Below are 26363 nucleotides of genomic sequence, written 5' to 3' on the forward strand. Positions count from 1 at the left end.
TCCGGGCACATTAATCAAAGCATTGGGCATCGAGAAGGAGAGGCTATTAGTGTGCTGTATCTAGCAGAAGTGGTTCAGAAGAAAGGCGGAATCATGGGCGGCGGCAAGTCTGAGCTGAAATTGCTGGCTTGTCAGCGCGGGGAACAGAACTGGAGCGCGATCGCGGCTGAGGAAATTGTGGCGGCGGATGAAGCGAGCAAGTTTGGTCCTGGCACGCTTTTGCTCGTCGATCTGACTGGCAATAAGCAGGTGCAGCGGGTTCAAGAAGCGGGTCGCCCGATCGCGAATATTTTGCAGACGTTCTCGCGACTTCAAGAGAAGATCAAGACGAAAGAAGCTGAGATCGAGCAGTGGAATGAGTCGCTGACGTATCAAAGCCAAGAATTGACCCGTCGAGAAATGGAAATGGAAGCTCGGCAGGAAGAGTTGAAAATTCTTGAGGATGAATGTCAGCAGATGGATCAGCAGCGCCAAGAGTTTGTGGCGATGCGCGATGAGGTGACGCGCCAGCAGGAAGAATTGGAGCGCAATCGCCAAGAGCTACAAGGAGCTTGGGAGCAGTTACACGGACAGAAGCAGCAATTAGAAGAGCGGCAGGCTGAATTGCTTGGTGCTTGTGTGTTGGACGAAGCGAAGGCACAGCAGCTCTATCAATTGCTTGATCGCTTAGTGGAATCAGGCACATCTCCCGAAACAATGCAGCAGTGCTATGAGTTGCTCAACTATCAGCAGAGTTTGCTAGGTCATCATTGGCAAACTTTAGAAGAGCAGCGTCAATCGGTTGAACAAATGCAGCATAAGATTGATCAGCAGACACATCAGATCGCAGAACAATGGCAAGCTTGGTATCAGGCACAAGAAGCACTTGAACAAGCTCGAATCGAGGTGAATTCTCAGCGATCGCTTTTAGAAGGCAAGCAGGAATTAGCACGATCGCTCAATGCTCAGATTCAGCATCACAGCGAATTGCACCAAAAGATTCAGAACACGATCGACGGTGCAAGCAGTGATATGCCGCAGGCTGATGTTCAAGCGTTAGAAAATATGCCGCTTGAAGGGCTTCAATCGATCGTTGAAACTGTACGGCGTGAGTTTGATCAGTCTTCTCAGTTTGTACATGGACAAGAGGAAGAACTGCGGCTGAAAGAAAAAGAGATTCAGGAACTCAAAGACAAGAGTGCTCAGGCGAATGAATTCGATCGCATGACGATCGAAACGGAATTAGCCGATGAGCAAGATGCGTACGAGTTTCTACATCAAACCTTGATCGGTCAGCGTCGGAGCCTGAGAGAGAAAGAGTTGATTCTGCGACAGCACAAAATGATTTTGGTGCGTCGGGGTGGGGCTGAATCTGAGGGTGATGGGATGGATTTCTCAATCGTTTTTGCTCAGATCGAAGCACAACGCCAAAAGCAATCTGAAGAATTGCAGCAAATTGAAGCGCAGATTCGGGAAATTGAAGCGGCAATGCAGCAAGCTCAAGATCGAGTGAATGGTCAAGCTGGTGAACAAGATGCGAAACGCAATGAGTTGAAACAGCTTGAAGAAGCATTGCAGGCTCAAAGAGTTGCGGCAGCGGAAATTTCGGGTCGAGTTGCGCTGTATCAGGAGATGTTGCAGCCGATTCAAGATTCGATCGCAGCAATGGGTCAGCATCTAGAAGCGATCGCACAATCGGGCGGACAACATTCGACGATCGAGGAAATGAAAGGCGTGATTGCTAGTTTGACTCAGAAGCCAGAATTTGTAATGGCTTAACCCACTTGAATCAGTTGCAAGAGATCGTCGGTCGAGATCTTGCCGCTGATTTCTGTGCCTTCGAGTAAGCTGTCAGCAAGTTCGCGTTTGTGTTGGTGTAGGTCTACGATTTGATCTTCGATCGTATTTTTTGCCACAAGTCGGTAAATGGTTACGGGTCGCTGTTGACCGATGCGGTGAGCGCGATCGCTGGCTTGATCTTCGACGGCTGGATTCCACCAAGGGTCCATGTGGATCACGTAATCGGCGGCGGTGAGATTCAGTCCGGTTCCACCTGCTTTTAGACTGATGAGAAACACATCGCCTGTGCCCGATTGGAAAGCTTCAATGCGTTTCTTGCGCTCTGGGATTGAGGTGCTGCCGTCGAGGTATTGGTAAGCGATCGCTTTTTCGTCGAGAAATTCCCGCAGGATGTGTAAGTGATCAACGAATTGGCTAAATACTAGGACTTTGTGGCGGTTGTCTAATAGTTCTCCTAGGACTTCACCGAATAGCTGAAGTTTTGCGCTGGGTAGTGGAGATTCGGAGGTGACAAGGCGAGTATTGCAGCAGGCACGACGTAGTTTCATGATTTCTGCAAGAACTTGTAAGTGTTTTTGACCTGCAACAGCATCGGATTCTGAGAGTCGCTCGATCGCGCTTTTTCTCAGAGCTTCGTAGAAAATCCGCTCTTCGGCACTGAGTTCGACGTGCAGCACAATTTCGGTGCGCGATGGGAGTTCTTGAAGAACTTGGCTCTTTGTTCGACGGAGTAAGAAAGGTTGAATTAATTTTCTGAGGCGGATTCGGGCTTGCTTGTCCTCGAATCGTTCGATCGGAACGGAGAATCGTTCGTTAAATTGTTCGAGTGATCCGAGTAAGCCAGGATTGATAAACCGGAATAAGTTCCATAATTCGCCTAAGTGATTCTCGATCGGGGTTCCAGTTGTAATCAGTTTGAAGCCGCCTTGTAGATTCATGGCAGCTTGCGATCGCTTCGTAGCAAAGTTCTTAATCGATTGTGCTTCATCGAGAATAATTGTTTGCCATTCCACACTAGCTAACAGTTGCGCGACATCATCTTGCTGAAGTAATCCGTAGCTACAAATCAGAACGTCAAAGGGTTGGAGTCGATCGATTACTTTTTGTCGATCGCCGCTTCCGAATTGCACAACATTCAATGTGGGTGCAAATCGATCGATTTCGCTAATCCAGTTGAGACAAACTGAAGTCGGAGCAATCACTAACGTTGCTCCATTCATTGCACGAGTGAGAATTAATGCGATCGACTGCAACGTTTTTCCGAGTCCCATTCCGTCCGCTAAACAAGCTCCTACACCCCAATGCGCTAACTTTGCCATCCAGCGGAAGCCTTCGATTTGGTAGTCTCGTAGTTCTGCTTGTAGCGTCGATGGAACAACTGGATCAAGGGCTTCGACTTCTTTTAGTTTTTTGATGTGAGCTTGCCAGTGTTTATCGGCTTCGAGTTCTCCAACTTCCTCGATCCAATCCTCGATCGCGACGGCTGCAAGTGGATGAAACCGCGTACCTTTTCCATGCTTTTCTGCGATCGCTCTAAACTCATCTAGACGTTTACGAAATTCTTGGGTGAGTGCGAGAAATTGACCGTCTTCGAGCCGAATAAAACGGCTTGGAGTTTGACCGAGTAATTCCAAAAGTTGCTGCATTTGGATGACGGAATCTTCGTCTAATTTGATTTCACCGTTGGCAGCAAACCAATCGCGTTGACGTTGAATCTTAAGCTGAAAATCTCCAAGACCGACTTGTTTACGAATGCGGAATCTTTCGCCTTCGGGATGCGAGATGACGGCTCGATCGCCTAAGTCTTGTAGATCAAGCAATAGTTCTAAACAGGCTTCTGGGTCTGAAATCCACCATTCGCCGTCTTCTTCTTCGTAGTCGTCGAGCGTGTGACAATCTGCGATCGCGTTTTCTGCCAAGGTTCGTTCCTGGTTCAAATCACGAGTGGTTTGCAGTCGTTTTCCGTTGATTTCAGCAATCACGGTTTCGCCACCAATTCCAGGACGATAGTAAGGTCCATCTCCGAACGGGCGAACTAAGACGGAAACTTTTAGACCTGTTCCAGCAGGCAGCAAATGAACGTTTGGAGTGGGATCAGCGGGAACTTCTTCGGCACTCACACCGCCACCGATATCAGACTGAACTGTGACTAGTCCTGAGATGGCGTGAATTGCGGCGAGGACTTGATCTTTTGCGATCGAGGGCACTTCCAATTGATTTTTCGATCCCAGAATTTCAGCAATCCGGCGATGCTCTGGAGTCAGTTCGATGACTTTTAACCGCGTTGGGCTTTCTTTGAAGACAAGGATGTTTTGACTCTCTTTCGGGGCGGGCGAGAGTTGCAGAGTTAAGCGATCGTTCTTGCCTTTTTTCACGATCAATTCCGGTTCGCCTCGGACAATTTCGATTCGAGCGTTCGTATCTTCCCAGAATACGTAGGGATGCCCGATGAGAGCTGCGATCGCACGTTCGCCAAACTTGTAATCCATCTGCCCGTAATAGCCCTGGGGAGTTGCTTTGAGTTCGGCGCAGACTCGACGGTCTTGATCGGTCAGATAGGAGAATTCGTCGATCGACTTATCTAATCGTTTCAGTGCAACATTCCGACCTTTGCCCCATTCGCCTCTTGCATTTAAGGATTGTTCTTTGGGTTGTAATAACCAATGATTTTGGAATAGAGTGACAAACCAAGCTAAACGCTGTTTTGTCTCGGCTTTGGTCGGTTTTGAGGGTTCTTTTTGTAAGTTCACTAATGCGTTCAGGCAAAGCTCCCAAGATTCCTGAGAGCGCAGTAGATTAATCATTGGAGTAATGCCTGTTGATGCTCTTAATTGTTCAGCATCGTTACTGAAATTACTTCGAGGCTTGATCTTTGCTAAAAGTTCTGCTGCTTCTAGTGCTATCCAGTTGTAACCTGAAGTTGTGGCACGATCGTAAAAAGAGTCCATTGAGGACAATAGCTTCTTAGCACGACTCGCATCTGTCCAATAGACTGCTAGAGCATTCAAAACGGTTTCTAAACTATGCTGATTGCGATAAGGTGCAAGGTCGAGAATCCAATCTTTTTGAGCAATGTCGCCTTGTTGAAGTTGAATGACTTTTTCTAAGGTTTCATAGGTTGAACTGAGCCAATTTTTGGCTTGTTTCGCGATCGCAGCGTATCCTTGTGCTTCACTCAATCGTTTCGGAGAGCCTTCTTTGATTAGTGCTAGAACAAAGAACAATCCAGGAATGGTTTGAAAGTAAGCTTTACGTTTTCCAGTGCCTTTTCTCAGAGTGTTGAGCGCGATCGTGAATTGTGCGATCGCAGATTCAGCATCATTTTTCAGTAGATTGGACCATCCCCATAAAGCCGCACCGCTATCTTGATACTCTTTAGGCATGTTTTCCAGAACTTTCTCAGCTTCATCGAGTCGTCCTCTAAGCAACAATTGTTCTGCTAGTAGTAAGGGCTGCCAAGCAAACTTTGCAGATTTAGTAGAACAGTCTTCTTGTAATAGCCCAAATGCCTCATCAGCAGGAGCTAAATGAAGATAAGAATGGCTTAGGATACCGAGTAACGCAGATTGATAGATCTCTGTAGATAATGTGCGGAACCAAACAGGATCGAAAGGATTGTTGCAAATATTCGTGAGGACATCATCGATCGATAACTTCTGCTTTTGATGTGCGTATCGGTAATAGTTCTCGAATTGCTCTATTACAAATTTAAGGTTGTTCTTATACACGCCGATCCGAACTTCACGCAGGAATTGTCGCTCACTGGTGAAATACCTCGGTCCCATTTTTCCGTAAGTATGAATTGGCAACTGTTCATTCACATTAGCCGTGATCGTGTTAAATTCCTCTAGCTCAACCGCTTCACGGGTTGCAATTTCGATGATCAGCGGATTGCATCGGGGACCTTCGCCCGCTCCTTGCAGCAGCAATTCATCTTGAATTAAGCGATCGATGTGCGGCTTAATTCCAGTCGTCGTGTAGGCTTTTCCGGTTTTATCTTTTGTTCCCAATGGATTAAAGCAGCTCAAAAACACCGTTCGGCTGATCGGCTCATAGGCAACCGAAAAGACGCGGACGATCTGACGTTTGAGCGGGTCTAGCTTGCGATAGCGCTCAATTAACTGAGCTTGTTCGGCATCCATTGGCGTTCAATCTGAAGAAAACGGATGAACATCAGGATAACAAGAAAGCTCGATCACGCGCAGACTTTAGCGTGAAATTCTTGCAGTGCAAAATTCCAATTATTCAAGAAAGCCGATCACCCGCACTTTGGGATCTGGGAGGTGAACATATTGTTTTGATTTCTCCTCGATGTCTTGAAGTTGACCCAGTGCGAGTCCGCAGGGTCTACCGTATTTTGCTTCAACGCGATCGCTAGCGATTTTCAATGCAGTTCGCGATCGCGTAACAAAGTCTTCTAGCTCATAATCAGTGTTCGGGCTGAAGTATTCTTTGACAATCAATGAGGGTGAATAGCACGAGTCTTGAGTGCCATCAGACCAACGAATTTGAAAACGGATTTCAGGCATAAAGCAAGGTTTGATAGTAGTGAATATGTTGTTTGGCGGAAGTTTCCCAACTGTATTGAGAAAGAATCGACTGACTTTGCAACCGGAGCGAATCGGCAGATTGAAACACGGAACACATCGATTGAGCGATCGCATCTACTGAGTACGGATCAACTAAAAGCGCTTGTCGATCGTTCAAAAACTCAGTAAACGGAGCTTGATTAGAAGTAATCACAGGCAATCCGCTTGCGATCGCTTCAAGAATCACTAAGCCCCAGCCTTCTTTGACTGATGGAAAGACAAACGCATCTGCACTTCGATACAGGGCGGAAAGTTCAGCATCTGAGAGAACACCTGTTAAGATTATTGCATTTTCTAGGTTTAAGGATTGAGCGATCGCGAAAAATTCATCCCGGTACGATTGATAATCGAACAAGGTTGCGCCACCTGCAATGATCAATCGAGCCTTTGGAAACTGAACACGAACTTGATTGAAGGCTTGTAACAATCGGATAGAGTTCTTACGGGGTTCGATGCCGCCGATGGTGAGATAGATAGGTGAGCCGTCAAATTTTAATGATGCGCCGTTTGGTGAAAATCGGTTTAGATTCACGCCATTGATCACACGGGGAGCATTAATTTGATAATGCTGTTGGAGTTCGGATTGAACGCGATCGCTGACACACAAACAAAGAGAAGCTTCACGAATCGATCGATCTTGGCACTGTTGAAGATAGATGCTGCTGTAGTCGTCAATGTGATGAACCGTTCGGACAAAGTGCGGAATTTTCCCTTGCTTGAACAACGTTAGAAGAGCATTTGCGGCGAGACAGTCCTGAGCATGGTAACAATCATAAGATTGCTGCGATTGTTCCAGATAGCTGACAAATTCCTGAATGCGCTGATAGATTAGTTTATCGATCTCACCTGAAGCAGGTTTTGCAGGAATGAATTGAGCTTCACAAGAGAGCGGGTAATCGAAGCCTGTTCCATCTTTATCAAGTGCAAATACAGTTACAGAATGATCTAAATGATGGAGTGCGTTTGCAAGTTCCAGGGTATGAATGACGCTGCCTCGCGGCTTGGTTGAGTAGGTGAGGAGCGCGATTTTCATTTTGAGAATCCTGTCAGTTTTCGCTCAGACAAGTCCCAAAAGTCGATCGATGTTTCTTGCGATCGCAAAACTAATTTCGATCCCATCTCAATTGTTCCGACAATCTCACACACTAAATCTTGCTGCCGAAAATGCGCCTGAACCATCTTTGCATTATCCGGAAAGACGCTGAGCAAGAAACCATAGCTCGGAAAGCTAACTAACCATCGATCGAGTGCTAAACCAGGCGGACAAGGAACACGATCGAGATCCAAAACTGCCCCACAGTTTGACGCTTCTAGTAACATCAACAATGTTCCAACAATGCCGCCGTTGCTAATATCCTTGCCTGCATTGCACAATCCTGCTGCTGCAAGAATCGGTAAGATAGATAAATTCGATCGTAATTGAATCGGATCAGCTTTCGTTGCGGCATTCCAGAAGGGATACTTCGGGTGAGCTTCTCCGCGAAAGTCAGTTGCAACTAACAATACATCTCCAGGCTGAGCATCAAAGCTCGTGATCAGATGCTTCGATCGTCCTAAAATTGCCACCGAAAGCGCAGTGTAGGAACTATGGCAATTCGTGTGTCCTCCCACGATCGGAACATTGTAGGTGCTAGATGCAGCTTTCATGCCTGCCCAAAGTGGGTCAACCTCTTCAACAGATTTGCTCCAAAGTGTATCGACAACCGCGATCGGGGTTCCTCCCATTGCATAGATATCACTTACATTCACCATGATCGCAGACCATCCTGCGAACCACGGATCTTCTTCTACGAACTGTGGCATCATTCCTTCAGCCGCGAACAATAGATAGCCATCTCGATCAGGAATTGCTGCACAATCATCACCGAGTTTTACGCCTGTCTTCCGTTTCAACGCCTCCGCAGCAGTTTGAATGTCTTGTTTTTGGAGTAGACTTAGCGATCGCTGAAGCTGCTCAGCCAGTTCCGGTAACATTACGATGCCTCTTTGATCTGTAACACTGGGCGTGGTTCGGTTCCTGGTGGGTAAAAGTTCAAATCAGCTTCCATCAAGTGATGCGGTCGATCGCAGATGATTAATTCTTCCTGAGATTCCCAATGCAGTCGCTGAAAGAATCGGACGTTTTGAAGTTGAACTGTTGCAAGAAAGCGATCGCATCCCCAAGTACTCGCAGTTGTGACCGCTTTGTAGATCAATCCTTTACCAATCTGCCAACCTTTACGATAGTCGGCATGAGTTCCTAATCGTCCGCCATACCAAACTCTCGGTTCAATCTCATAGATTCTCACCACGCCAACAATGTTCGATTCATGCAGAGCAATGATCGGATAAGCAATGTCATCGAGTTCATCGACATCATCTTGAAATAGCTGTTGTTCTTCGGTAAAAATCGATCGACGTAACTCAAAATAAGCCTCAATTTCCGCCTGAGACTTTGCTAATTTGAACTGATAGGACATAGATTACGATTCAAAATTTGACAACGCTGAACAGGCTCCACACTTTCCGCAACCTGCCTTAATTTCTGTCGAAGATAAGTTCGATCGCTTTAATAGTTCTCCTACTTGTTCATACAGTGAAAACATAAAATCTGCTTTGGGTGCGGGATGCCCTTCAAGCGGTGTTCCCATAATCGGCACAAACGGCACGACGAATGGATATACGCCTAAATTAATTAAGCGATCGCACATTTCCACTAGCGTTTCTAAACTGTCTCCTAGCCCTGCCAGCAAATAAGTACTCACCTGACCCCAACCAAATACTTTTACCGAAGCTTCAAATGCCCGGTAGTAGTAGTCCAACGGCACCGAAGCTTTTCCTGGCATAATCTTTGAGCGAACAATCGGATCTGCTGCTTCTAAGTGCATTCCTAAGCTATCAACTCCTGACGATTTCATGCGATCGAACCATGCAAAATCGTCTGGCGGTTCGCACTGCGCCTGAATCGGTAAATTAACTTTCGCTTTAATCGCGGCTGCACATTCTGTGAGATATGCTGCACCTCGATCGCTGATATTCGGTGTTCCGGTGGTCATCACCATATGTTTAACACTATCTAATCGCACTGCCGCTTCCGCCACTTCTGCGAGTTGAGCAGGCGTTTTTCGGGCGATCGTTTTTCCAGCCGAAAGCGATTGTCCGATCGCGCAAAATTGACAAGCTGTTTCCGAATCGCTGTAGCGCATACAGGTTTGTAAAACCGTAGTTGCTAACACGTCGCGGCTATGAAGCAGCGCAATTTTCCAGTAAGGCACACCCTCAGCGGTCTTTAGATTGTAGAAATTAGGTTGCTGTGGAAAGCTAATCGGCGTGATTGGCTCTCCGTACAGTTCCAGAACCTGTGCGGTCTGATCAATGCCATACGGTGAAGTAGCAGCGGGTGAGTTAAAGACGGGAACCATGACTGTTGTTCCATCGATCGTGATTGCTTTGTGATCTGACGGTCCTGCGCCTCCTTTTCGTCCCGTTGCGCCAATGTCCGGATCAATCAGTTTTAACCCTTGGGATTGTAGATCCGCGATTAGCTGTTGTTTATTCATGTTAAGGATCAGAAATGAGCATCGATATCTGTTCTGGCGATCGCACTTCTAGATCTTCTTTAAGCACCGTTTGCGGCTCGAAATTTGCCTGCAAATGTAACAGATCCGGGCGGGAATAGTGCCCTACCGAATCCATCATGCGCTTGCGTTTTGTGATTAAAGAAAAATCGAGATCCGCGATCGCAATTCCTTCCCCTTCGGTAATCGGTGTACAAAGATGATTGCCTTCAGGCGAGATGATAGCAGTGTTGCAACCTCCACTTAGTACTTTCTGAAGCTTCTCATCGGGCGTAATTTGTGTGACTTGTTCTGGAGAGAGCCAACCTGTCGCATTCACCACAAAACAACCTGCTTCTAAAGCATGATGGCGAATCGTGACTTCGATTTGATCAGTAAAAATCTGACCGACCATCGAACCTGGAAACTGTGAACAATGAATTTGTTCGTGTTGTGCCATCAGTGCAAATCGAGCAAGCGGATTGTAGTGCTCCCAACAGGCTAAAGCTCCGAGCGTTCCGGCAGCCGTCTCGATCGCTTTTAACCCCGCACCATCTCCTTGCCCCCAAACCATTCGCTCATGGTAGGTTGGCGTGATTTTACGGCGTTTTAGCAACAGAGTTCCATCGGCATCATACACAAGCTGAGTGTTATAGAGCGATCCATTGTCCCGCTCATTTACACCCACCACGACAACAACGCCATACGATCGAGCAGCCCGACTGATTGCATCTGTAACCGGACTCGGAACCGTCACGGCTTCTTCGTACAATCGCATATGCTCCTTACCCATCAGCACCGGAGGCTGAACAAAAGAAAAGTAAGGATAGTACGGAATCACCGTTTCGGGAAAGACGACTAACTGTGCGCCTTCCTTTGCGGCAGACGCGATCGCAGTTAGAACTTTCTCGGTGGTTCCATTGCGGCTAAACAGTACGGGACTGAGTTGAACCGCTGCTGCTCGAACGATTTTGGCATCTGTCATTGTGGTTTAGAGCGTCCAAGTATCGAGGATAAACGCGCCATCTTTGCGGTGCATCAACACTAAGTCCAGCACATCCAGCGGATTGATCGGGCGAATGCCGGGAGTAAGTGACGGTTCACCATGTCCGTACAGGGCTTGGAGTGCAAATCGGCAAGCATAGACTTTGCCACCTTCAGACATGAATTTGCTGAGTTGATCATTAAAGTTTTGATGCCCCGGAAAAGCGGAGTCGCCTAGCTTTGGAAAGCCTCGTTGTACACCGAGGGTTACACCAGGACCATAAAGCAGAATTGAAGTCTCAAAGCCTTTGCGTAAGAGGCGAGTTGCTTGCAATAGGTTCACAAACCCGATCGAGCCTTCAAACGCCACCGTGTGAAACGTGACCAGAGCTTTTTCGCCCGGTTCCGCTTTGACATCAGGAAAAACTTTCTCTTCGTAATCAACAAAAAAGTCGCCAGCTTGATGGGCGGGAGCAGTAATCTCAGGCATGACGCTCTCCTTTTATGAGTTTGGTGCCAGATTAGTTGGGATTGGAAACAATCTTTTGTAATGCTTGATACCAAATTTTTAACTCTAACGATAGTACTAGGTAGCGCGATCGATTTCGGTGATTTCACTGCTGAAAGTTAAATGTACCTATTGATTTCAACAGGCGCGATCGCGTTTAAAACTACGTCAGCTCGATGAATTCTTTCGCTCCGTTGTTTGCTCGCCCCGAAATAGAATTCGGGGCTGACAGTGCGAAGTCCCTTCAGGACTGCAAGCCCTGACTTCATGCGTCTTTAGCCCCCTTTAGTGGGCTTCGCACGATTAGCCCCGAATTTCATTCTGGGGCGAGCAAACAACGGAGCGGAAAAACTTGTCGAACTGAGGTTAAAACCAATTCCCCACCAGGACAAATGCAGACCACAGGCGCGGATGCTGGTTCTGTCGATTCTCTGTTTGTTCAATCAAACGAACTTGTGCAGCTTGGAGGGCTTCGGCTTTGCTCAATTTACGATCGCTCAGCCCCTCGTAAAACAAATCAACTAGATTAGCAGTGCCTTGATCAGAGATAAACCAGAGCGAAGCTAACGCGCTCTTTGCACCGGATTGAACCGCTGCACCCGCAAGCCCTAGAATCGATCGACCATCCCCCACGGCTGTTTGACAAGCCGTTAGTGCTAAAAGCTCAATTTTACTGTCTTCACCAGAGAGATCCCGCAGCATTTTTTCGAGTTCAATCAGCGTCAAGCGCTCTTGACCACCCGTTACCAAAAACGTGTCTTCTTGCGGATCAGCCCCAAACTGACCATGTGTGGCTAAATGCAGAATCGAATAGCTGCGCTCTTTTAATGCCTTTTTCAGATTGGCTTTTGTGAAGTTTGAATCTGCAAGCACTCGGCTTCCAGGCAATCGTTGTTGAATACTTTCTGTTTCTCGGTTTGTCGCAGGTAGCTCCGGGTAGAATTTGCCCTCGATTGTTGCGGATTGACTGGCGCGGAGTGCCAGCGCCGATCGAGGTTCATTTTTGGGTACAGACAAATCGACCAGCGATAAGCTCGGCACTGTTGCGATCGCATAGTCCTGAATCAAAAACTTTTTACCATCGTGCAAAGCTGCCATCGGCATACTTCTGAGCAATCCATCCTGAGCAAAGACCAGAGTTTTAACGCCGTCTGGAATGAGAGGGCGAATGGGTTCGATTAGGGATCGATAAAGCTTTTGGGCATTCGATCGTTTTGGATCAAACGGGGCGAGACTATTGTCTTGGAGTTGATTCCGAAATTGATTAATCGATTCTGCTAACTCGATCGATGTGATCGGAACGAATCGAGTCTGAGAAGGCTTACCTTTTAGGTTGAGAATAATCACCAGTTCATTGTTCAGCACAATATGGTTAATCACTGCGGTTTTACCGTCTTGGGTAGCGGTATTGAGGGCAACTTGAACCGCTTTTGCAGTTGCATCTGTACTTAGATTTTCAGTCGGTCGCGCCGCCGCGAGAATACAGTCATTTCCGAAGTAGTTTTGCAGTTCTGCCAGTCTGAGCGAATCCATTACCCGTAGCACAATTTCAATATTGTTCGGGTCAGATAATGTATTCGGTTGAGCTTGTTTCAGGCGGGCATCACTGACTGAATTTTTGCTCATGTTCTCTAAGCCGACTCGCAGCGTGATCAAACTTCGATAGATCGGTTCAATTTCATCGCGGAAGTTGAATTGCAGCTCTCGATTGGCTTCGAGAATGTCACTTCTAATGATTTCTAGCGTCCGAATCGATCGTTCATAAGCTGCGATCGCGTTTTGAGTTTGTCCCTGACTTTCTAAAATTCGTCCGAGTTCCCATTCCCAAAGATACAAACTATCTTTAGCTTCGAGGTCTTGATCGGCGGTTGTAATCGCCTGTTTGATCAAAGGAAGGGCAGCTTCAGGACTGCGATCGCGTTTGTACAATCGTCCGAGTTCTCCGACCGCAAAAGATTCGGCTCTAAGATCTTTAATAGCTTGAGCCGATCGAATGGCTTCCTTTAACAATGACTCGGTTTGTTGAGGATTTTCTGTGCTCAGTAGTTTAGCAATGTCGATCGCGGCATACGATCGCACTCGATCAGAACTGACCTGACTCAATAAAGGAATTGCTTTCTGTAGGTAAGGCATCATCATTGCCGTTTCTTTTCTACGGTGATAAATCGATGCCAAACTCAAGAGCGATCGCAGTTCAGCTTGCGGATTATTTTGGCTGATCTTCAAGCTGTCAGATAGAAACTTAATCGCCTGCTGCGTGTCGAGTTCTGCTTCGGTTGTCCGTCGTTTTGCTTCTCCTGGATCTCGTGTCCGGGCGGATTCTGCTTGCAGTTCTCGCAAGGCAGCGCGGCTAGTATGAGCATTACCGAGACTGTTGAGCAATGATAAAAGATGCGTCGCTTGGTTCGTACGGGTTGCCAACTGGTAAGCGGTGGTCAGCGCTCTGATCGCTTTTTCTGACTCTCCACTTAAGCGATACGCATCTCCTAAACTGCCAAGCGCCGCAATTTGCAGATTCGGATCTGAAGTTTTCTCTGCAAGTTTGACGCTTCCGCGATCGCTACAACTGTCTTGGTTCATTTCTGGAGCACAAAGAAGCACGATCGCTTGTCGCGCTTGTCCGATGCCGCTATACAACTGAGCTTGTTCGGTTAATGCTTGACTGAGTTTTGCTGGATCGTTAATTCGTCGGTAAAGCTTGATTGCGTCTTCCCAAGTTTGAATCGCTTTACTACTGTGTTCCTGTTTGGCGTAAGTTCGGGCAATGTTTTCGGACGCGATCGCAGCATTGATTCGATCGTTCTTCGCTTCATAGCGATCGCGGGCTTGCTGCCAAAACTCGATCGCAGCCGTATAGTTCTTGGTTTCGTAACTTTCTAAACCTTGCCGCATCAATTGAGCCGGATCAGTTGCCTGTCCTACCATCGGAGTCAGAGCAATGAGACAACTCAGACAAGCGATCGCGATCCATTTCCGCAAACTCCGATTCCGCCCGAACAGTTTCATCATTGTTTTTCATCAGCGTTTTGACTGTCACTTTACCGAATTGCTTTTCCTCTGTCTACTTGTAAAATTTTTTGCGAACTGGGTAATGGTAAATTATTTGTGGGTGAAAAACAGGCTAGACCCAGATGTGATGAGCATTTTATAGTTTCGGGGTGTAAAAATGCGATGGATTCTATCGAGTTTGCCGTTTGTGGGATTGAGCACGATCGCGCTTTTTCTCTCTCATTCGGTTCAAGCTCAACTCCCTTCTAATGTGGTGCCCGATGTCGATCGCACTCTACCGAATCCAACTCCGCCGATTCAACCCAGCCCAACACCCACAGCCCCAATCATTACGCCTTCTCCCGCTCCACCTCAAGAAGCGGCTCCAGCATCGGGGGTGAAATTTCCCGTCAGAGATATCGAGATTCTGGGTGGAACGGTTTTGCAATCAGAAGTGGAGGCACTCAAGCGAGAATTTCTGAAAAAATTTGGCTCAGCGGCTGGATTTGAGGACTTGATCGAACTGCGATCGCAAATCACACAACTCTACATTCGCGAAGGCTATGTCACTTCTGGAGCGTTCTTAGTTAATGGTCAAACCTTTGATCCGAAGGTTCCGAATGTTGTTCGAATTCGGATTGTAGAAGGGATATTAGAGCGAATAGAAATCGATGGGCTGCGACGGATTCCTGAAGGCTACATTGTCAGTCGGCTGAATCAGGCGACTCAAACCCCGATCAATCAAGAGCGATTGAGAAATGCTTTAATTTTGCTGCAACTTGATCCCTTGTTTGCTCAGGTGAATGCAGAACTCACGGCAGGAACCGCTCCGGATCGTTCCATTCTTCGTGTGCGATTGACAGAAGCTCCAGCATTCCGGGCGGGTGTCGGGTTTGATAACTATCAATCACCGAGCGTGGGAGAACTCCAAGGCACTGCATTTGTGCGACACGAGAACTTACTGGGATGGGGCGATCGCATTGTCGCAGAATTTGGACGCACCGGAGGGCTTTCGCTGTATGACATTAATTATGCAGTGCCGCTAAGTCCAACCAATACGACTCTAAATCTACGCTACAGCAACAATCGCAGCGTGATCACAGAAGCGCCGTTCGATGATCTGGGGATTCGGAGCAGAGCCGAAACGATCTCAGCAGGAATTCGTCAGCCGATCGTGCGATCGCCTCAAGTGGAAGTGGGCTTAGGGGTGAGTCTGGATTTGCGGCGGAGTCGAACCTTTTTGCTCGATGACATTCCGTTTTCGTTTTCTGAAGGACCCGAAGACGGTCGATCGAATGTGACCGCCATTCGATTTTTTCAAGATTGGATTGATCGGACTCTGCCGAATCGAGTCATTGCGGCTCGATCGCAGTTTAGTTTTGGGATCGATGCGATCAATGCAACCGTGAACGATTCTGGAACCGATGCCAAGTTCTTTAGCTGGCTGGGACAGGTTCAATGGGTGCAGCGACTTGCCAATCAGCCGAATAGCCCGGTGCTACTGGCTCGATTGAATGCTCAATTAACGCCCGATTCTCTGTTATCGCTAGAACGATTTAGCATCGGGGGTGTGGATTCGCTCAGAGGCTATCGGCAGAATGAGATTGTGACTGATAATGGTGTGACTGGATTAGTGGAAGTGCGAATTCCAGTGAGTCGAAATCCATCGATCGTGCAACTCCAGCCATTTTTAGAATTTGGAACCGGATGGAATAATCGAACTGATAATCCTGATCCGCAATGGTTAGCGAGTTTGGGATTGGGGGTTCAATGGCAAATTACACCGAGCGTATTGCTGCGGGTTGACTATGGTGTGCCGCTGATCCAAGTGCAAGATGAACGCAACGCGATTCAGGACAGAGGCTTTTATTTCTCGATTCGCTACAACCCTTTTTAGGAGGTGCTTTGAAAGTGGCTCACTTGGTTCATTCCCGCCCTGAAATGAATTTCGGGCTAATCGACGAAAGTCTACTTTAGTAGACTCCGAACTTATTGCAATATTCTTAGTCCATTGAAATGGACTTGCGCCGATTAGTCCGAAATTCATTTCAGGGCGAGGTGCAATCGGAGCGAAGAGGCTTTACACACACTCTAGTCCTCGATCGTCACCGTTTCCACGCGGGAGGGTACTCTGGAGGTGAACTTCACCCCTTCATCGTGTCTTCATGAAAAACTGGTGGCAGCAAGTCCAAACCCGGATTCAGGCAATTCCAGAAGCGAAACCTGAAGAGTCGATTCTCTTCCGCGTCCTTACTCAGTCGCTCGTCAGTGTTGGAATTTTAGCGACGGATTTGGCAGCGGAAACACAAATCGCACTTTGGGCAATTCCGCTCAGCGCGATCGGGGCGTGTTGGAGTTGGCACCGACGCCGCAAAAAAAATGTTGGGTTTAAATTCCTACTAGCGATCGCAATGACGATCGTGCTGTTCAGCTTCTTTGGCAAAATGTTCGGCAATGTCCAATCCGGAGACAATCGACTGCTACTGGCAGAATTTTTAATTCAAATCCAAGTTCTGCATAGCTTTGATTTACCGCGTCGTAAAGATTTGGGCTATTCGATGATCATTGGACTTGTATTGCTCTCGGTTGCAAGTACTCTCAGTCAAACGATGTTATTTGGCGTGATGCTGCTGGTGTTTTTGGCGATCGGGCTGCCTGTATTAATGCTCGACTATTGTTCGCGCTTAGGGGTGGATGTCGTGAAGCTAGAGCGCACCAGTTTTAGAAAAGTGAATTTTCGGGTACTGCCTGCGATTTTTGCGATCGTTCTAGGACTTGGATTAGTCATTTTTGCGTTTATGCCGCGTTTACCGGGCTATCAGTTACGGATGTTTCCGGTCAGTTCTCCGGTTTCAGTGCATGAACGATTTGATAATCGAGTGATTACCAATCCAGGATTCGCGCAGCGTGGAGAACCTCAAGCGGGCATTCGTCGTGGTGGAACTGGACAAGGCGAAGCACCAAGCGATGATCCGAGTGACGAGTTCTATGCGGGGTTCGGGGACAAAATTAATCAAAACCAGCAGCGCGGCAAACTCAAGCCGAGAGTCATTATGCGGGTGCGATCGCAAATTGAAGGATTCTGGCGAGTGATGGCATTCGATCGCTATACCGGGCAAGGTTGGGAAGTGTCGCGCAATGATAAAACTCAGACGATCAAACGATTGCCCTGGTCGTATCGATTTCTGTTGCCAAATCCGGTCACACTGAGCCGAACTCGCGAAGTCGTTCAGACCTATACGATCGTGTCTCGGATGCCGAACTTGATTCCCGCCCTCGATCGCGTCAAAGAAGTCTACTTTCCAACCGATGAGATCGCGATCGATCCAGAATCAGGCTTACGTGCTCCGATCGCGCTAGGGGATGGCATTACTTACAGTGTGGTGTCAGAAGTGCCGTATCGCGATCGTACATTGCTCCGCTTGAATTCCTGGAAGGCGGAGTATCCAAAAAACAGCCCACACTTGCAAATCCCGTCCAACATTGCGGAACCAGTGGCAAAAGAAACAAATCGAATTCTAGCGACCTCCCAAACGCCTTTGAAGGCAGACTATGAGAAAGCGCTGTATCTCGGTCAGTATTTGAAACAGCGCTATCGAGTGCGGCAAGATTTGGAGCAACTGAAACCCGGTGAAGATTTAGTCTTAGCCTTTCTACAAAATCAGGGCGGCGATCGCGATCATTTCTCAACTGCGCTCACGGTGATGCTGCGATCGATTGGTATTCCTGCCCGATTAGTTGCGGGCTACGCACCCGGACAATTCAATCCGTTTACAGGACTGTACATTGTCCGAAATACTGATGCTTATGCGATCGCAGAAATCCTGGTGCCGCGGATGGGATGGTTTACGATCGACCCGATTCCCGGTCATGAATTAGTTCCGCCCTCGATCGAAGATGCTCAACCGTTTAGTCTGTTGCAGCGGTTTTGGAACTGGGTAGCGGGATGGTTGCCTTTACCTGTGACCGCCTGGATTACTGAAGTGATTCGGTTGATTGGTGGCGCGATCGGTTGGTTTCTCGCGCTGTTTACTCAAGGCTTACGAGGCTTCTTTACAGCGTGTTTGATCATCATTGGTAGTTTGATGTCTGTGTGGCTAACGGGTCAAGGTTGGCAGAAATGGCGGCGATATCGACGGATGCGAACTTTGCCACCGATGGAGCGGCTTTATCAGCATATGTTGTTTCAACTTGCTGCACAGGGATATCCGAAGCCGTCGGCTGATACACCGCTAGAATATGCGCGATCGACTAGGAAAGTTCAGGGAGCCGATCGATCTTCTGCGATCGCGGATATTTCCGAAGCGTATGTTCGCTGGCGCTATGGACGAGAACAACCGAAACTCGAACCATTACGGCAGAAATTGAAGGCACTGAAGCCCCGTCGAGGAAGGCGCTAGATCGGTGAAGCTGTGTTTTAGAACCTTCTCACTGCGTTGTTCACCCGCCCCGGAATGGAATTCCGGGGCGTGACTGAAACGAAGCGGGGAACTCATTGAACTCACATGCAACTAACAACCATAGCTGGCACCTGTGAACACAGATTTAAGCCGATCGTTTTGCAGCTCATAAATGCTGAAGTTGGTCAATTCATAGCCATTGTTCTGAATCAACACTTCTTGTTTGCCGTCACCATTTGCATCGATCGTACCCAGCACGTCATACATCGTAAAACTGTCACTTTTGGGAACATAGTAAGGCACAACTTGACTGGCTAACAGTGTTGGTTGTGATTCACCGTACTTGATCCAAACATTTGCATCGATCGAAGTGGCTCGATCGACCGGAGGCTTCACAGGTGTAGTTGGAGCTTTCCGCAGTCTGCTAAACACTTCAGGCTGACCGTCTCGATCGAGATCAAACACTTTCACATCTATCAACTGCACCGAACCTTGAACCGATTTTGCTTCTGAATTTTTCGCGATTTCGCTGGTTCCAATTCGGAGCAAATCTTGACGAAATTGCTCTAGTGGATCAATTGTATTGGTTTGCATTTTAAATCCACTCGTAGGCGCGGATTGAGTGGCAATCGTCGATCGCCAAGTTTCATCGAATTTGCGACCATAGGAGAACCCTCGCGATCCGCTCTGGCTCGATGCAGGAAGCTGATCAAATGCAGTCTTTAACGTGGATTGTCCCGTTAACTTGCCTTGTCCAACCAGCATTGAGGAACAAGCAAATTGTCCGACGTTTAAGCGATCGACACTAAACTGACTAAGCGGTAGATTAAAAGTCGGCTTAGTGTTTAAAACACTTTTTGCAGCATTACGTTTGACAATCTCAGCTTGGTTCGAGTTTTGTCGCATCTCTAGCGTGACATCTGTGCTGGCATCGGTGTATCGACCATTGCTGTAGCGTGCGATCGGGAAAATTTCTCCGCGATATTGTTGATTGAAATTGTTCCGCTTAACAATGAATAGACCAATGAGATTATCTTTAGCAGGTTTTACGGTTGGAGTTTGTGCGACTGTATTTACTGTATTTAAAGTTGTACAACCACTGAGAATCAGTGCAGCACCGATTCCAGCAAAAAGTTTTAAGTTAGCCATGTGTTGCGAAATTGGGGTGATGAATTTCAGGAATCAGGATCAGAGATTCATCACCGAAATCAACGATTCCGCAAACTAGCTCTCAGAGAGTTGCTGTCTGAGTCGATCGATATCGTTCAACAGTTCTGATTGTGCGATCGCACTTTGTTCCCCACTCTTCAACCATTTAATCTGCACGGTTCCATTCTCTGCTTCTGCATCCCCCAAAATCAAACAAGCCTTTGCCCCAGAGCGATCCGCCCGTTTGAACTGCTTACCAAATGCACTTCCGGTCATATCTAACTCAGTTGCAAATCCATTTCGCCGCATCAATTGAGCGAGTTTCAAGGCTTGTGCTTCTGCCTTTTCTCCACGAGAGACAACATAGAAATCAACTGTACTCTGACGATTTTGCTCTAGTTGTTGTAGCAAAATTACCAATCGTTCTAATCCCATTGCCCACCCGATCGCAGGTGTCTCCGGTCCGCCTAACTGCGACACTAATCCGTCATACCGACCACCCGCGCACACGGTCGCCTGTGCGCCTAAGTTATCCGATTGAATTTCAAATACAGTGTGTGTGTAGTAGTCCAAACCTCGAACTAATCGGGGATTGATATTGCAAGAAATTCCCAAATCTTGTAGAAGGGACTGAACGCGATCGAATCTCTCTTTCGATTCTGAACTCAGGTAATCTAAAACGCTCGGTGCATTCTCCAAAATTGCCTGTGTTTGTGCATTCTTAGAGTCGAGGATTCTCAGCGGATTTTTCGTTAATCGCGTTTGAGAATCCGGATCAAGTTTGTCTTTGAACGGGGTGAGAAATTCAACTAGTGCGGTTCGGTATTTTTGGCGATCGTCTGCATTCCCGATCGAGTTCAATTGCAACGTCAGATCCTTTAATCCGATCGCTTGCAGAATATCAGTTGCAATCGCGATCGCTTCTGCGTCGGCTCTCACATCTCCGCTGCCTAACACTTCCACCCCTAACTGATGGAACTGTCGTTGTCGTCCTGCTTGTGGATTCTCGTAGCGAAACATGGCACCCGTGTACCACAATCGCTGAAGCCCTTGAGTGTGCAGTCCATTCTCGATGAGCGATCGCACAACTCCCGCCGTTCCTTCAGGTCGCAGCGTTAAAGAGCGATCGCCTTTATCCGTGAACGTATACATCTCTTTCCCCACCACATCGGTCGCTTCTCCGATGCCGCGTTGAAACAATTCTGTATACTCCAGAATCGGAGTCCGAATTTCTTGATAAGCTGCACGTGCCAATATTTCACGAGCGATCGCTTCAATTCGTTGCCAGTTTTCAATCTCTCCCGGCAGAACATCCCGTGTCCCGCGAACCGCTTGAATACCCATGTTACCTAAAATCCGATTAGCTTAACAAGTTTACCGATAGAGCGTTTTTGTCACAACCCTTCACCCTAGTAGGGACTAGATTCTCTCCCGTGCATCACTTGCAGAATCAAAACGTCATCGTCACTCACCACATAGTAGAGACAATAACCATATTTGCCAAATGGAACAGGCATTTTCCTAATCACCGAATTCTGACGCACAACAGGATAGCGCTTTGGAAAAGTTTCAAGGCTATTCCCAGCGTGGATGATGACCTCAGCGAATTCATCAACTGCATCAGGAGCGGATTTTTGTAAGGTTTCAATATGCCGCTGAATATCACTGAGTGCTGACTCTAGCCAACTGACTTGGGACATGGCAATGGGTGATCAGTACTGAGGCTACGCAGCCATTCTGCAACTTGCTCATGGGGAATTCCACGATGAATCTGTTGTTTCAGTCGAGTTTCGCATTCTTCTAGAATCTCGTCTTCAGTGAGATTTGGAAATCCGACTGTTGTATCGATGTCTCTTGTACGGTGTGCGGTTTCTGCAAGTTGTTTGAAATGGCTCAAGGTCGCATCAGGTTGTTGCATCCATTCACGCACGATCGCTTTCACCAGATCTCCTGGAAGCGACTCGATATATTCTAAAATCTGCTGCTGTTCTGTCATTTGCTGCATCTTTTCCAGAAGTCGATGAGCTTGAGATTTCCCTTCATTCTATAGCGTTCTCTACTTTTCCAGTAAATCATCTAATTCAGCGTAACTTGGCAAGGTTGTATCGATCGCTTTTCCATCTCTCAACACAATGCGATCGTGCTGCGATCGTGATAACAATTCCCGATAGTTTCGCCCCTTAAACAACACCAAATCCGCAGGCAATCCCACCCCAATTCGCCCCACATTCGGTAAACCCATCAAATCCGCAGGCGTGGACGTAATCGCACTTGCCCAATCCCCAAACGGATGATCTAACTGAGCAATTTTCACTGATTGGCTAAACACTTCTAGCGCATCGTGATCGCCATAAGCATGAAACGGATCGCGGCAGTTATCAGACGCGATCGCCACCGGAACCTTAGCTTGCTTTAACTCATGTAATAACGTCACACCGCGCCATCTCGGAGTTTTTCCCGGTCGTCTCCCTTGCAGATAAAGATTGCACATCGGTAAGCTAACGATGCCGATTCCCGCTTTTTTCACGAGTGCGATCGTGCTTTCTGCCTCGCTTTCTTCTTGAACTGCCAAACTACAACAATGCCCGCAAACCGTTTTACCTCGATATTTTTGGCGAATCGCAGTTTCCGCAACTCGACGCAATGTATCAGAGTCTGGATCGTCGTTTTCATCCGCATGAAAATCTAGATTTAATTTCCGTTCTTTTGCCATTGAAAAAACGCGATCGATTTGCTGATCAATTTCTGGATTAATAAACGTCACGCCGCCTAAAATTCCGTCTGATTCTGCAACTAAATCAGCAAGTTTCTCTCCTTCAGGTGTTAGAAAATAATCTAATGAAACTAAACAAACCGCTTGCAAAATCATTCGATCTGCCCATTTTTTTCTCAGTTCCCGAAACACTTCAAAACTAATCGAGCCTTGTTTCCCTGCCGAATCTAAATGTGTCCGAATCGCTTTCGTTCCGTGAGCATAACTACATTTCAAACCGAACTCCATCCGGCGATACACATCTTCCGCATTCCAATTCTTCTGAGAATCTTTCTTCACCGCCATCAATGCGCTGTCAAACGTTCCATCAGAATTCGAGGCGCGTCCCCAAATATGACCTTTATCTAAATGCGTGTGCAAGTCTACAAAACACGCCCAAACCATCCCACCCTGTAAATCGATCGATGGCGACGCATAATTCTCATACGTTCCTGCTGCCAAAATTGCACTAATCGCGCCATCGACAATTTCTAAATCAACGTGCAACAAATTGTCATTTCGACCATTGCGCGATGTCCACTTATTTCCATTCACCACGATCGAAGCAGGCACATGAGCATTTCTAATCCAGTAGTGTCGCGCATCGAAAATCATAGAGCTTCCAGCAATGGCAATCCTCTGATTTTGCCATGCAATTCCACGAAATCCGAGTACACTGAAAAAGCTTGAAGCCAGTGTAAGAAAAGTAACATAAAGTCATTCACCCTCACGGAATTACAATCATGGAATGGCACCCGACCGACGCACAAAGTTTGGCAATCATCGATCGAGAAGTGGGCGATCATGCGCTATCTCCCGCTGAATACGAAATCGTTCGTCGTGCAATCTATGCAACCGCAGACTTCGATTACAAATCCCTCATTCATTTCTCGGATTTAGCGCTGCAATCGGGCGCGGCAGCCCTCGCAGCCCGAACCACGATTATCGTCGATGTGCCCATGGTTCAAGTTGGCATCAATACGAACATTCAAAACACGTTCGCCAATCCAATTTATTGCAGCATGGAGACGATCACTCGTCCTCAGAAAGAAAAAACCCGTGCAGCTTGGGGAATCGAAACGCTGGCAAGACGCTATCCCGAAGGCATCTTTGTAGTCGGACAATCTCAAACCGCATTGATGACGCTGGCAACCCTGATTAAATCAGAGGAAATCAAACCGACTTTAGTCGTAGCGACTCCCTCTGGATTCCTCGATGTCGAAACAGCGAAATCGCGATTAAGTGATTCTTTAGTGCCGCATATTCGGACTGGAGGCAGAAAAGGAAGTGCAGTTGTAGCCGCCGCGATCGTCAATGCACTCGTTGATTTAGCATGGCAAGCTTACGGCGGAACGAATGCAGGCTAATCGCCCCGATTGATTCCGGGGCAATTCACTCCTCAATTAACGCGCTCGACGTTTCGATTTGGGAATCCGCTTCCGGGTAGGCGGCTCTTCAAACTGCGCTTTAGTGCGTTCAGTTCGGCGAGGACGCTCCTCATATTCATCGAGATCGAGGTCGATTGTCTGTAATTTCCGGCTCACCGCTTCAAATTCATCGCGCCGCAGATACGGATAATCGCTCACCCAAACCCCAACCCGACTAACAAAAAGATCGCTCACCTTAGCGATTCGGCTCAAATCGGGTCGATCAGACATCACCAACATTTCCGCCGTGTCCCCGATCCGAATCGCTTGATGTTCCCGTTGCAGCGGCACTTGAATCCGGGTTGCAAATCCCGTTTCATCCCCGACTTCGACATTGATGCATCGTTCACGATTCTCAGTTACGACTAAATCGCCTCGATCGTTCACGCTTTCCTGAGTACTAACGACTTCATCAGTGACGAACACATCGAACACCTCACCCCGAAAAAATCCAGCATATTTGTAGCGCCGACACGCTGCATTTCTCATGCCTGCTTGCACTGCGGGACCCCAGAGCCAATACACCAGCGCGAACAGAGAGATAAAAAAGGTCACTGCCTGGAGCACGTCTTGGAGTTCTCCAGTGCCAAAAAAGGCTCGAATCAAGAGAACCACTGCCAAGGCGGTAATCGAGATCAAAACTCGTCTGAGCACATCGGGGAACTTGCCCCAGCAGTACTTATACTGGGCACCTGTGCCAACAAACGGAATGAGATCTTCAAACTTTTTACGGCTAAGAGGAACGAGCATAAATCGATCGATAAACCAGAATTCCTTTAATTTTATCTGCTCTAGCTTAAGACCGCCTGAATTGAATCGAGTTTCACTGACTGTGCAGGGAGAAATCACGGATTCTGCTGGGAAGCTCGACTTTTGTCGGACGTAAAAATAAGTACTTTTTGCGAGGGGATCGGGGGGGTATGTAACTGAGAATGGATTCAAATCTGAGGAACGCACTCGGAAAAGCTAAGCAACTAGGGGGCAACTAAGCTTGTTTAGTGTATCCGGTCAAGCGCGTCCTTACAGGTAGACTGCCTGATCCTGGGGGCTTTTAAGGATCAGGCAATTTTTTATATTTTGTGTTCATGCAACGGTTTCTTTGACCTATGTTTTCTCCTCATTCACACGAGCGTTGGTCATCTAGTCGAACAGGCTACTTAGAGTATTCGTAGATAGTCGCTCCACCACTGCGGAGTTCATCCAAGAACCATTTGGGATCTGAGAGTAGTTCGGGTAGGTAAAGCCCAGGGCGGACAGGAGAGCGGTCGTTCAGTCCCAATACTGACGAAAGGGAAAGAACGACGCTCAGACCTGTGAGTGAGGCTGTGCCATGCTTGAACTCTATCACTGATCTCGATCGCTTTGTTTGACCCTCAGACTCGCCCTCGATCTCGACGACGATCTCGGTCGCCGCCTCATCGCCCCGGCGGCGGCTGGACGATTCACCATTCACCAGGTCGAAGCGGATATCCGGTGCCCCAGTGGCGGCATAGAGACTGACGGTATCGAACGTGGAAAATGCGGTGGCATCGAGCGATCGACCGTCAATTGCTTCGAGCTTGCCCTTTGCGGCATCGCCGGACAGCCACACGCGCCGCCCACCCTCGAATACCAGTGCGGGGGGAGCAGCCCCGTGTACCCGCTCCATGTCTTCGATCGCCGCTGGACCGACTGAATCCTGCTCATCGACGATTGCGCCGAGCCTGATAGAGCAGACGATCTCGAAGTCTTTGGCGCTGTTCAGCGCTAGAAACGTAGCCGCACCAGCCATCCAGTGACTGGCGAGTACAACGGGTGCTGCGGTCGCACGATGCGCGAACAGTGCCAACTCGGGACCGCTTTCGGTGACAGCAGCGTTGATGTTCAAGTAAGGGACACCCAAGTCCTGCGCGTAGCTCATGCCTTTAAGCCCAGCTTCGGGAGCCAACATGACCACAGCAGCGATGGCGATGTCGTTACCGAGTCCCAAGCGGGGCTGATCGAGATCAATGGCAACGGCTTCGGCAGCACCCACCTCCTGGGCGACTTCGTTTGCCGCTTGCAGGTTCCGTCCTCCGATGAGGACTGGAATATCGGGATACCTCTGGCGGAACCACTTGACAGCAGTGCGCCCCACGAAGCCCGATCCTCCGGCGAAAAGTACCTTTGCTGTCGTTATAGAGTGAGAAACGCGTTCTTGGTCAGACACAATGGTTGGTTCTTTGGTTTTCATAATGCAATGTTAATGAGTGGATGAGATATACAATCGAGC

Annotated in this window: 20 protein-coding genes; 4 read left to right on the top strand and 16 right to left on the bottom strand. The window is 47.9% G+C overall.

Features of this window, described 5'->3' with window-relative positions:
- The first annotated feature begins 51 nt into the window (after window positions 1–51).
- Window positions 52–1758 (top strand): pilus motility taxis protein HmpF, encoded by a 1707-nt coding sequence (hmpF, locus tag NIES2104_RS15095; RefSeq protein ID WP_058999062.1) that lies wholly within the window; start codon window positions 52–54, stop codon window positions 1756–1758.
- On the opposite strand, the gene NIES2104_RS15100 is transcribed toward hmpF, so the two are convergent.
- The 9 genes from NIES2104_RS15100 to NIES2104_RS15140 form a co-directional block, all read right to left on the bottom strand.
- A complete protein-coding gene (locus NIES2104_RS15100; RefSeq protein ID WP_058999064.1) occupies window positions 1755–5921 on the bottom strand; it encodes a DEAD/DEAH box helicase in 4167 nt (1388 codons plus the stop codon). The two genes, hmpF and NIES2104_RS15100, sit on opposite strands and share 4 nt — an antisense overlap.
- 99 nt (window positions 5922–6020) lie before the next feature.
- Complete coding sequence (locus NIES2104_RS15105; protein WP_058999067.1) at window positions 6021–6308, bottom strand: MSMEG_0570 family nitrogen starvation response protein; 288 nt, start codon at window positions 6306–6308, stop codon at window positions 6021–6023.
- A complete protein-coding gene (locus NIES2104_RS15110) occupies window positions 6301–7401 on the bottom strand; it encodes an MSMEG_0565 family glycosyltransferase (RefSeq protein ID WP_058999069.1) in 1101 nt (366 codons plus the stop codon). The genes NIES2104_RS15105 and NIES2104_RS15110 overlap by 8 nt, the downstream gene beginning before the upstream one ends.
- Window positions 7398–8342 carry a sll0787 family AIR synthase-like protein gene (locus NIES2104_RS15115; RefSeq protein WP_058999070.1) on the bottom strand — a complete coding sequence of 315 codons (945 nt, stop codon included), beginning with the start codon at window positions 8340–8342 and terminating at the stop codon, window positions 7398–7400. Before NIES2104_RS15115 ends, NIES2104_RS15110 begins: the two co-directional genes overlap by 4 nt.
- On the bottom strand, window positions 8342–8827 hold the full coding sequence (locus NIES2104_RS15120; protein ID WP_058999073.1) for an MSMEG_0567/Sll0786 family nitrogen starvation N-acetyltransferase: 486 nt from the start codon (window positions 8825–8827) through the stop codon (window positions 8342–8344). Before NIES2104_RS15120 ends, NIES2104_RS15115 begins: the two co-directional genes overlap by 1 nt.
- Window positions 8828–8830: 3 nt before the next feature.
- Window positions 8831–9907 carry an MSMEG_0568 family radical SAM protein gene (locus NIES2104_RS15125; protein WP_058999075.1) on the bottom strand — a complete coding sequence of 359 codons (1077 nt, stop codon included), beginning with the start codon at window positions 9905–9907 and terminating at the stop codon, window positions 8831–8833.
- Window position 9908: 1 nt separating this feature from the next.
- The gene (locus NIES2104_RS15130) at window positions 9909–10889 is read right to left on the bottom strand and encodes a Nit6803 family nitrilase (protein WP_058999077.1); all 981 of its coding nucleotides are present in this window, start codon (window positions 10887–10889) and stop codon (window positions 9909–9911) included.
- 6 nt (window positions 10890–10895) lie between these two features.
- Entirely contained in the window at window positions 10896–11378 is a 483-nt protein-coding gene (locus NIES2104_RS15135; RefSeq protein ID WP_058999079.1) for an MSMEG_0572/Sll0783 family nitrogen starvation response protein, read from the bottom strand.
- 384 nt (window positions 11379–11762) lie between these two features.
- The gene (locus NIES2104_RS15140) at window positions 11763–14405 is read right to left on the bottom strand and encodes a CHAT domain-containing protein (RefSeq protein ID WP_072218072.1); all 2643 of its coding nucleotides are present in this window, start codon (window positions 14403–14405) and stop codon (window positions 11763–11765) included.
- Between the two features lie 157 nt (window positions 14406–14562).
- On the opposite strand from NIES2104_RS15140, the gene NIES2104_RS15145 reads away from it, so the two are divergent.
- The gene (locus NIES2104_RS15145) at window positions 14563–16281 is read left to right on the top strand and encodes a ShlB/FhaC/HecB family hemolysin secretion/activation protein (RefSeq protein WP_058999083.1); all 1719 of its coding nucleotides are present in this window, start codon (window positions 14563–14565) and stop codon (window positions 16279–16281) included.
- A gap of 268 nt (window positions 16282–16549) precedes the next feature.
- Window positions 16550–18784 (top strand): DUF3488 and DUF4129 domain-containing transglutaminase family protein, encoded by a 2235-nt coding sequence (locus tag NIES2104_RS15150; protein ID WP_058999085.1) that lies wholly within the window; start codon window positions 16550–16552, stop codon window positions 18782–18784.
- A 111-nt stretch (window positions 18785–18895) separates the two neighbouring features.
- On the opposite strand, the gene NIES2104_RS15155 is transcribed toward NIES2104_RS15150, so the two are convergent.
- The 5 genes from NIES2104_RS15155 to NIES2104_RS15175 all read right to left on the bottom strand — a co-directional run bounded on the left by NIES2104_RS15155 (window position 18896) and on the right by NIES2104_RS15175 (window position 23300).
- Window positions 18896–19933 carry a hypothetical protein gene (locus NIES2104_RS15155; protein ID WP_058999087.1) on the bottom strand — a complete coding sequence of 346 codons (1038 nt, stop codon included), beginning with the start codon at window positions 19931–19933 and terminating at the stop codon, window positions 18896–18898.
- A 75-nt stretch (window positions 19934–20008) separates the two neighbouring features.
- Window positions 20009–21277, bottom strand: a complete 1269-nt coding sequence (gene hisS / locus NIES2104_RS15160) for a histidine--tRNA ligase (RefSeq protein ID WP_058999088.1) — start codon at window positions 21275–21277, stop codon at window positions 20009–20011.
- Between the two features lie 65 nt (window positions 21278–21342).
- Window positions 21343–21633 (bottom strand): type II toxin-antitoxin system RelE/ParE family toxin, encoded by a 291-nt coding sequence (locus NIES2104_RS15165; protein WP_058999091.1) that lies wholly within the window; start codon window positions 21631–21633, stop codon window positions 21343–21345.
- Window positions 21612–21938 carry a hypothetical protein gene (locus NIES2104_RS15170; RefSeq protein WP_058999093.1) on the bottom strand — a complete coding sequence of 109 codons (327 nt, stop codon included), beginning with the start codon at window positions 21936–21938 and terminating at the stop codon, window positions 21612–21614. Before NIES2104_RS15170 ends, NIES2104_RS15165 begins: the two co-directional genes overlap by 22 nt.
- 51 nt (window positions 21939–21989) lie before the next feature.
- Window positions 21990–23300, bottom strand: a complete 1311-nt coding sequence (locus tag NIES2104_RS15175; protein ID WP_058999095.1) for a cytosine deaminase — start codon at window positions 23298–23300, stop codon at window positions 21990–21992.
- Between the two features lie 128 nt (window positions 23301–23428).
- Between NIES2104_RS15175 and NIES2104_RS15180 the strand changes: the two genes are divergently transcribed.
- Window positions 23429–24052 (top strand): precorrin-8X methylmutase, encoded by a 624-nt coding sequence (locus NIES2104_RS15180; RefSeq protein WP_058999097.1) that lies wholly within the window; start codon window positions 23429–23431, stop codon window positions 24050–24052.
- 36 nt (window positions 24053–24088) lie between these two features.
- Here NIES2104_RS15180 and NIES2104_RS15185 read toward each other — a convergent pair whose 3' ends face one another.
- Both NIES2104_RS15185 and NIES2104_RS15190 read right to left on the bottom strand, forming a co-directional pair.
- Window positions 24089–24862: a hypothetical protein gene (locus NIES2104_RS15185; protein ID WP_058999099.1), complete on the bottom strand. Its 774-nt coding sequence runs from the start codon at window positions 24860–24862 to the stop codon at window positions 24089–24091.
- A 403-nt stretch (window positions 24863–25265) separates the two neighbouring features.
- Window positions 25266–26324 (bottom strand): hypothetical protein, encoded by a 1059-nt coding sequence (locus NIES2104_RS15190; protein WP_202815074.1) that lies wholly within the window; start codon window positions 26322–26324, stop codon window positions 25266–25268.
- Between the last annotated feature and the right edge of the window lie 39 nt (window positions 26325–26363).

It is taken from the genome of Leptolyngbya sp. NIES-2104 (assembly GCF_001485215.1).
Lineage (GTDB): Bacteria > Cyanobacteriota > Cyanobacteriia > Leptolyngbyales > Leptolyngbyaceae > Leptolyngbya.

Coding starts and splice junctions, on each gene's coding strand:
- NIES2104_RS15140 (WP_072218072.1), bottom strand. CDS start 14,405: ATGATGAAACTGTTCGGGCGGAATCGGAGTTTGCGGAAATGGATCGCG.
- NIES2104_RS15115 (WP_058999070.1), bottom strand. CDS start 8,342: ATGTTACCGGAACTGGCTGAGCAGCTTCAGCGATCGCTAAGTCTACTC.
- NIES2104_RS15120 (WP_058999073.1), bottom strand. CDS start 8,827: ATGTCCTATCAGTTCAAATTAGCAAAGTCTCAGGCGGAAATTGAGGCT.
- NIES2104_RS15185 (WP_058999099.1), bottom strand. CDS start 24,862: ATGCTCGTTCCTCTTAGCCGTAAAAAGTTTGAAGATCTCATTCCGTTT.
- NIES2104_RS15175 (WP_058999095.1), bottom strand. CDS start 23,300: ATGATTTTCGATGCGCGACACTACTGGATTAGAAATGCTCATGTGCCT.
- NIES2104_RS15170 (WP_058999093.1), bottom strand. CDS start 21,938: ATGCAGCAAATGACAGAACAGCAGCAGATTTTAGAATATATCGAGTCG.
- NIES2104_RS15190 (WP_202815074.1), bottom strand. CDS start 26,324: ATGAAAACCAAAGAACCAACCATTGTGTCTGACCAAGAACGCGTTTCT.
- NIES2104_RS15105 (WP_058999067.1), bottom strand. CDS start 6,308: ATGCCTGAAATCCGTTTTCAAATTCGTTGGTCTGATGGCACTCAAGAC.
- hisS (WP_058999088.1), bottom strand. CDS start 21,277: ATGGGTATTCAAGCGGTTCGCGGGACACGGGATGTTCTGCCGGGAGAG.
- NIES2104_RS15155 (WP_058999087.1), bottom strand. CDS start 19,933: ATGGCTAACTTAAAACTTTTTGCTGGAATCGGTGCTGCACTGATTCTC.
- NIES2104_RS15135 (WP_058999079.1), bottom strand. CDS start 11,378: ATGCCTGAGATTACTGCTCCCGCCCATCAAGCTGGCGACTTTTTTGTT.
- NIES2104_RS15110 (WP_058999069.1), bottom strand. CDS start 7,401: ATGAAAATCGCGCTCCTCACCTACTCAACCAAGCCGCGAGGCAGCGTC.
- NIES2104_RS15145 (WP_058999083.1), top strand. CDS start 14,563: ATGCGATGGATTCTATCGAGTTTGCCGTTTGTGGGATTGAGCACGATC.
- NIES2104_RS15130 (WP_058999077.1), bottom strand. CDS start 10,889: ATGACAGATGCCAAAATCGTTCGAGCAGCAGCGGTTCAACTCAGTCCC.
- NIES2104_RS15150 (WP_058999085.1), top strand. CDS start 16,550: ATGAAAAACTGGTGGCAGCAAGTCCAAACCCGGATTCAGGCAATTCCA.
- NIES2104_RS15100 (WP_058999064.1), bottom strand. CDS start 5,921: ATGGATGCCGAACAAGCTCAGTTAATTGAGCGCTATCGCAAGCTAGAC.
- NIES2104_RS15180 (WP_058999097.1), top strand. CDS start 23,429: ATGGAATGGCACCCGACCGACGCACAAAGTTTGGCAATCATCGATCGA.
- NIES2104_RS15165 (WP_058999091.1), bottom strand. CDS start 21,633: ATGTCCCAAGTCAGTTGGCTAGAGTCAGCACTCAGTGATATTCAGCGG.
- NIES2104_RS15125 (WP_058999075.1), bottom strand. CDS start 9,907: ATGAATAAACAACAGCTAATCGCGGATCTACAATCCCAAGGGTTAAAA.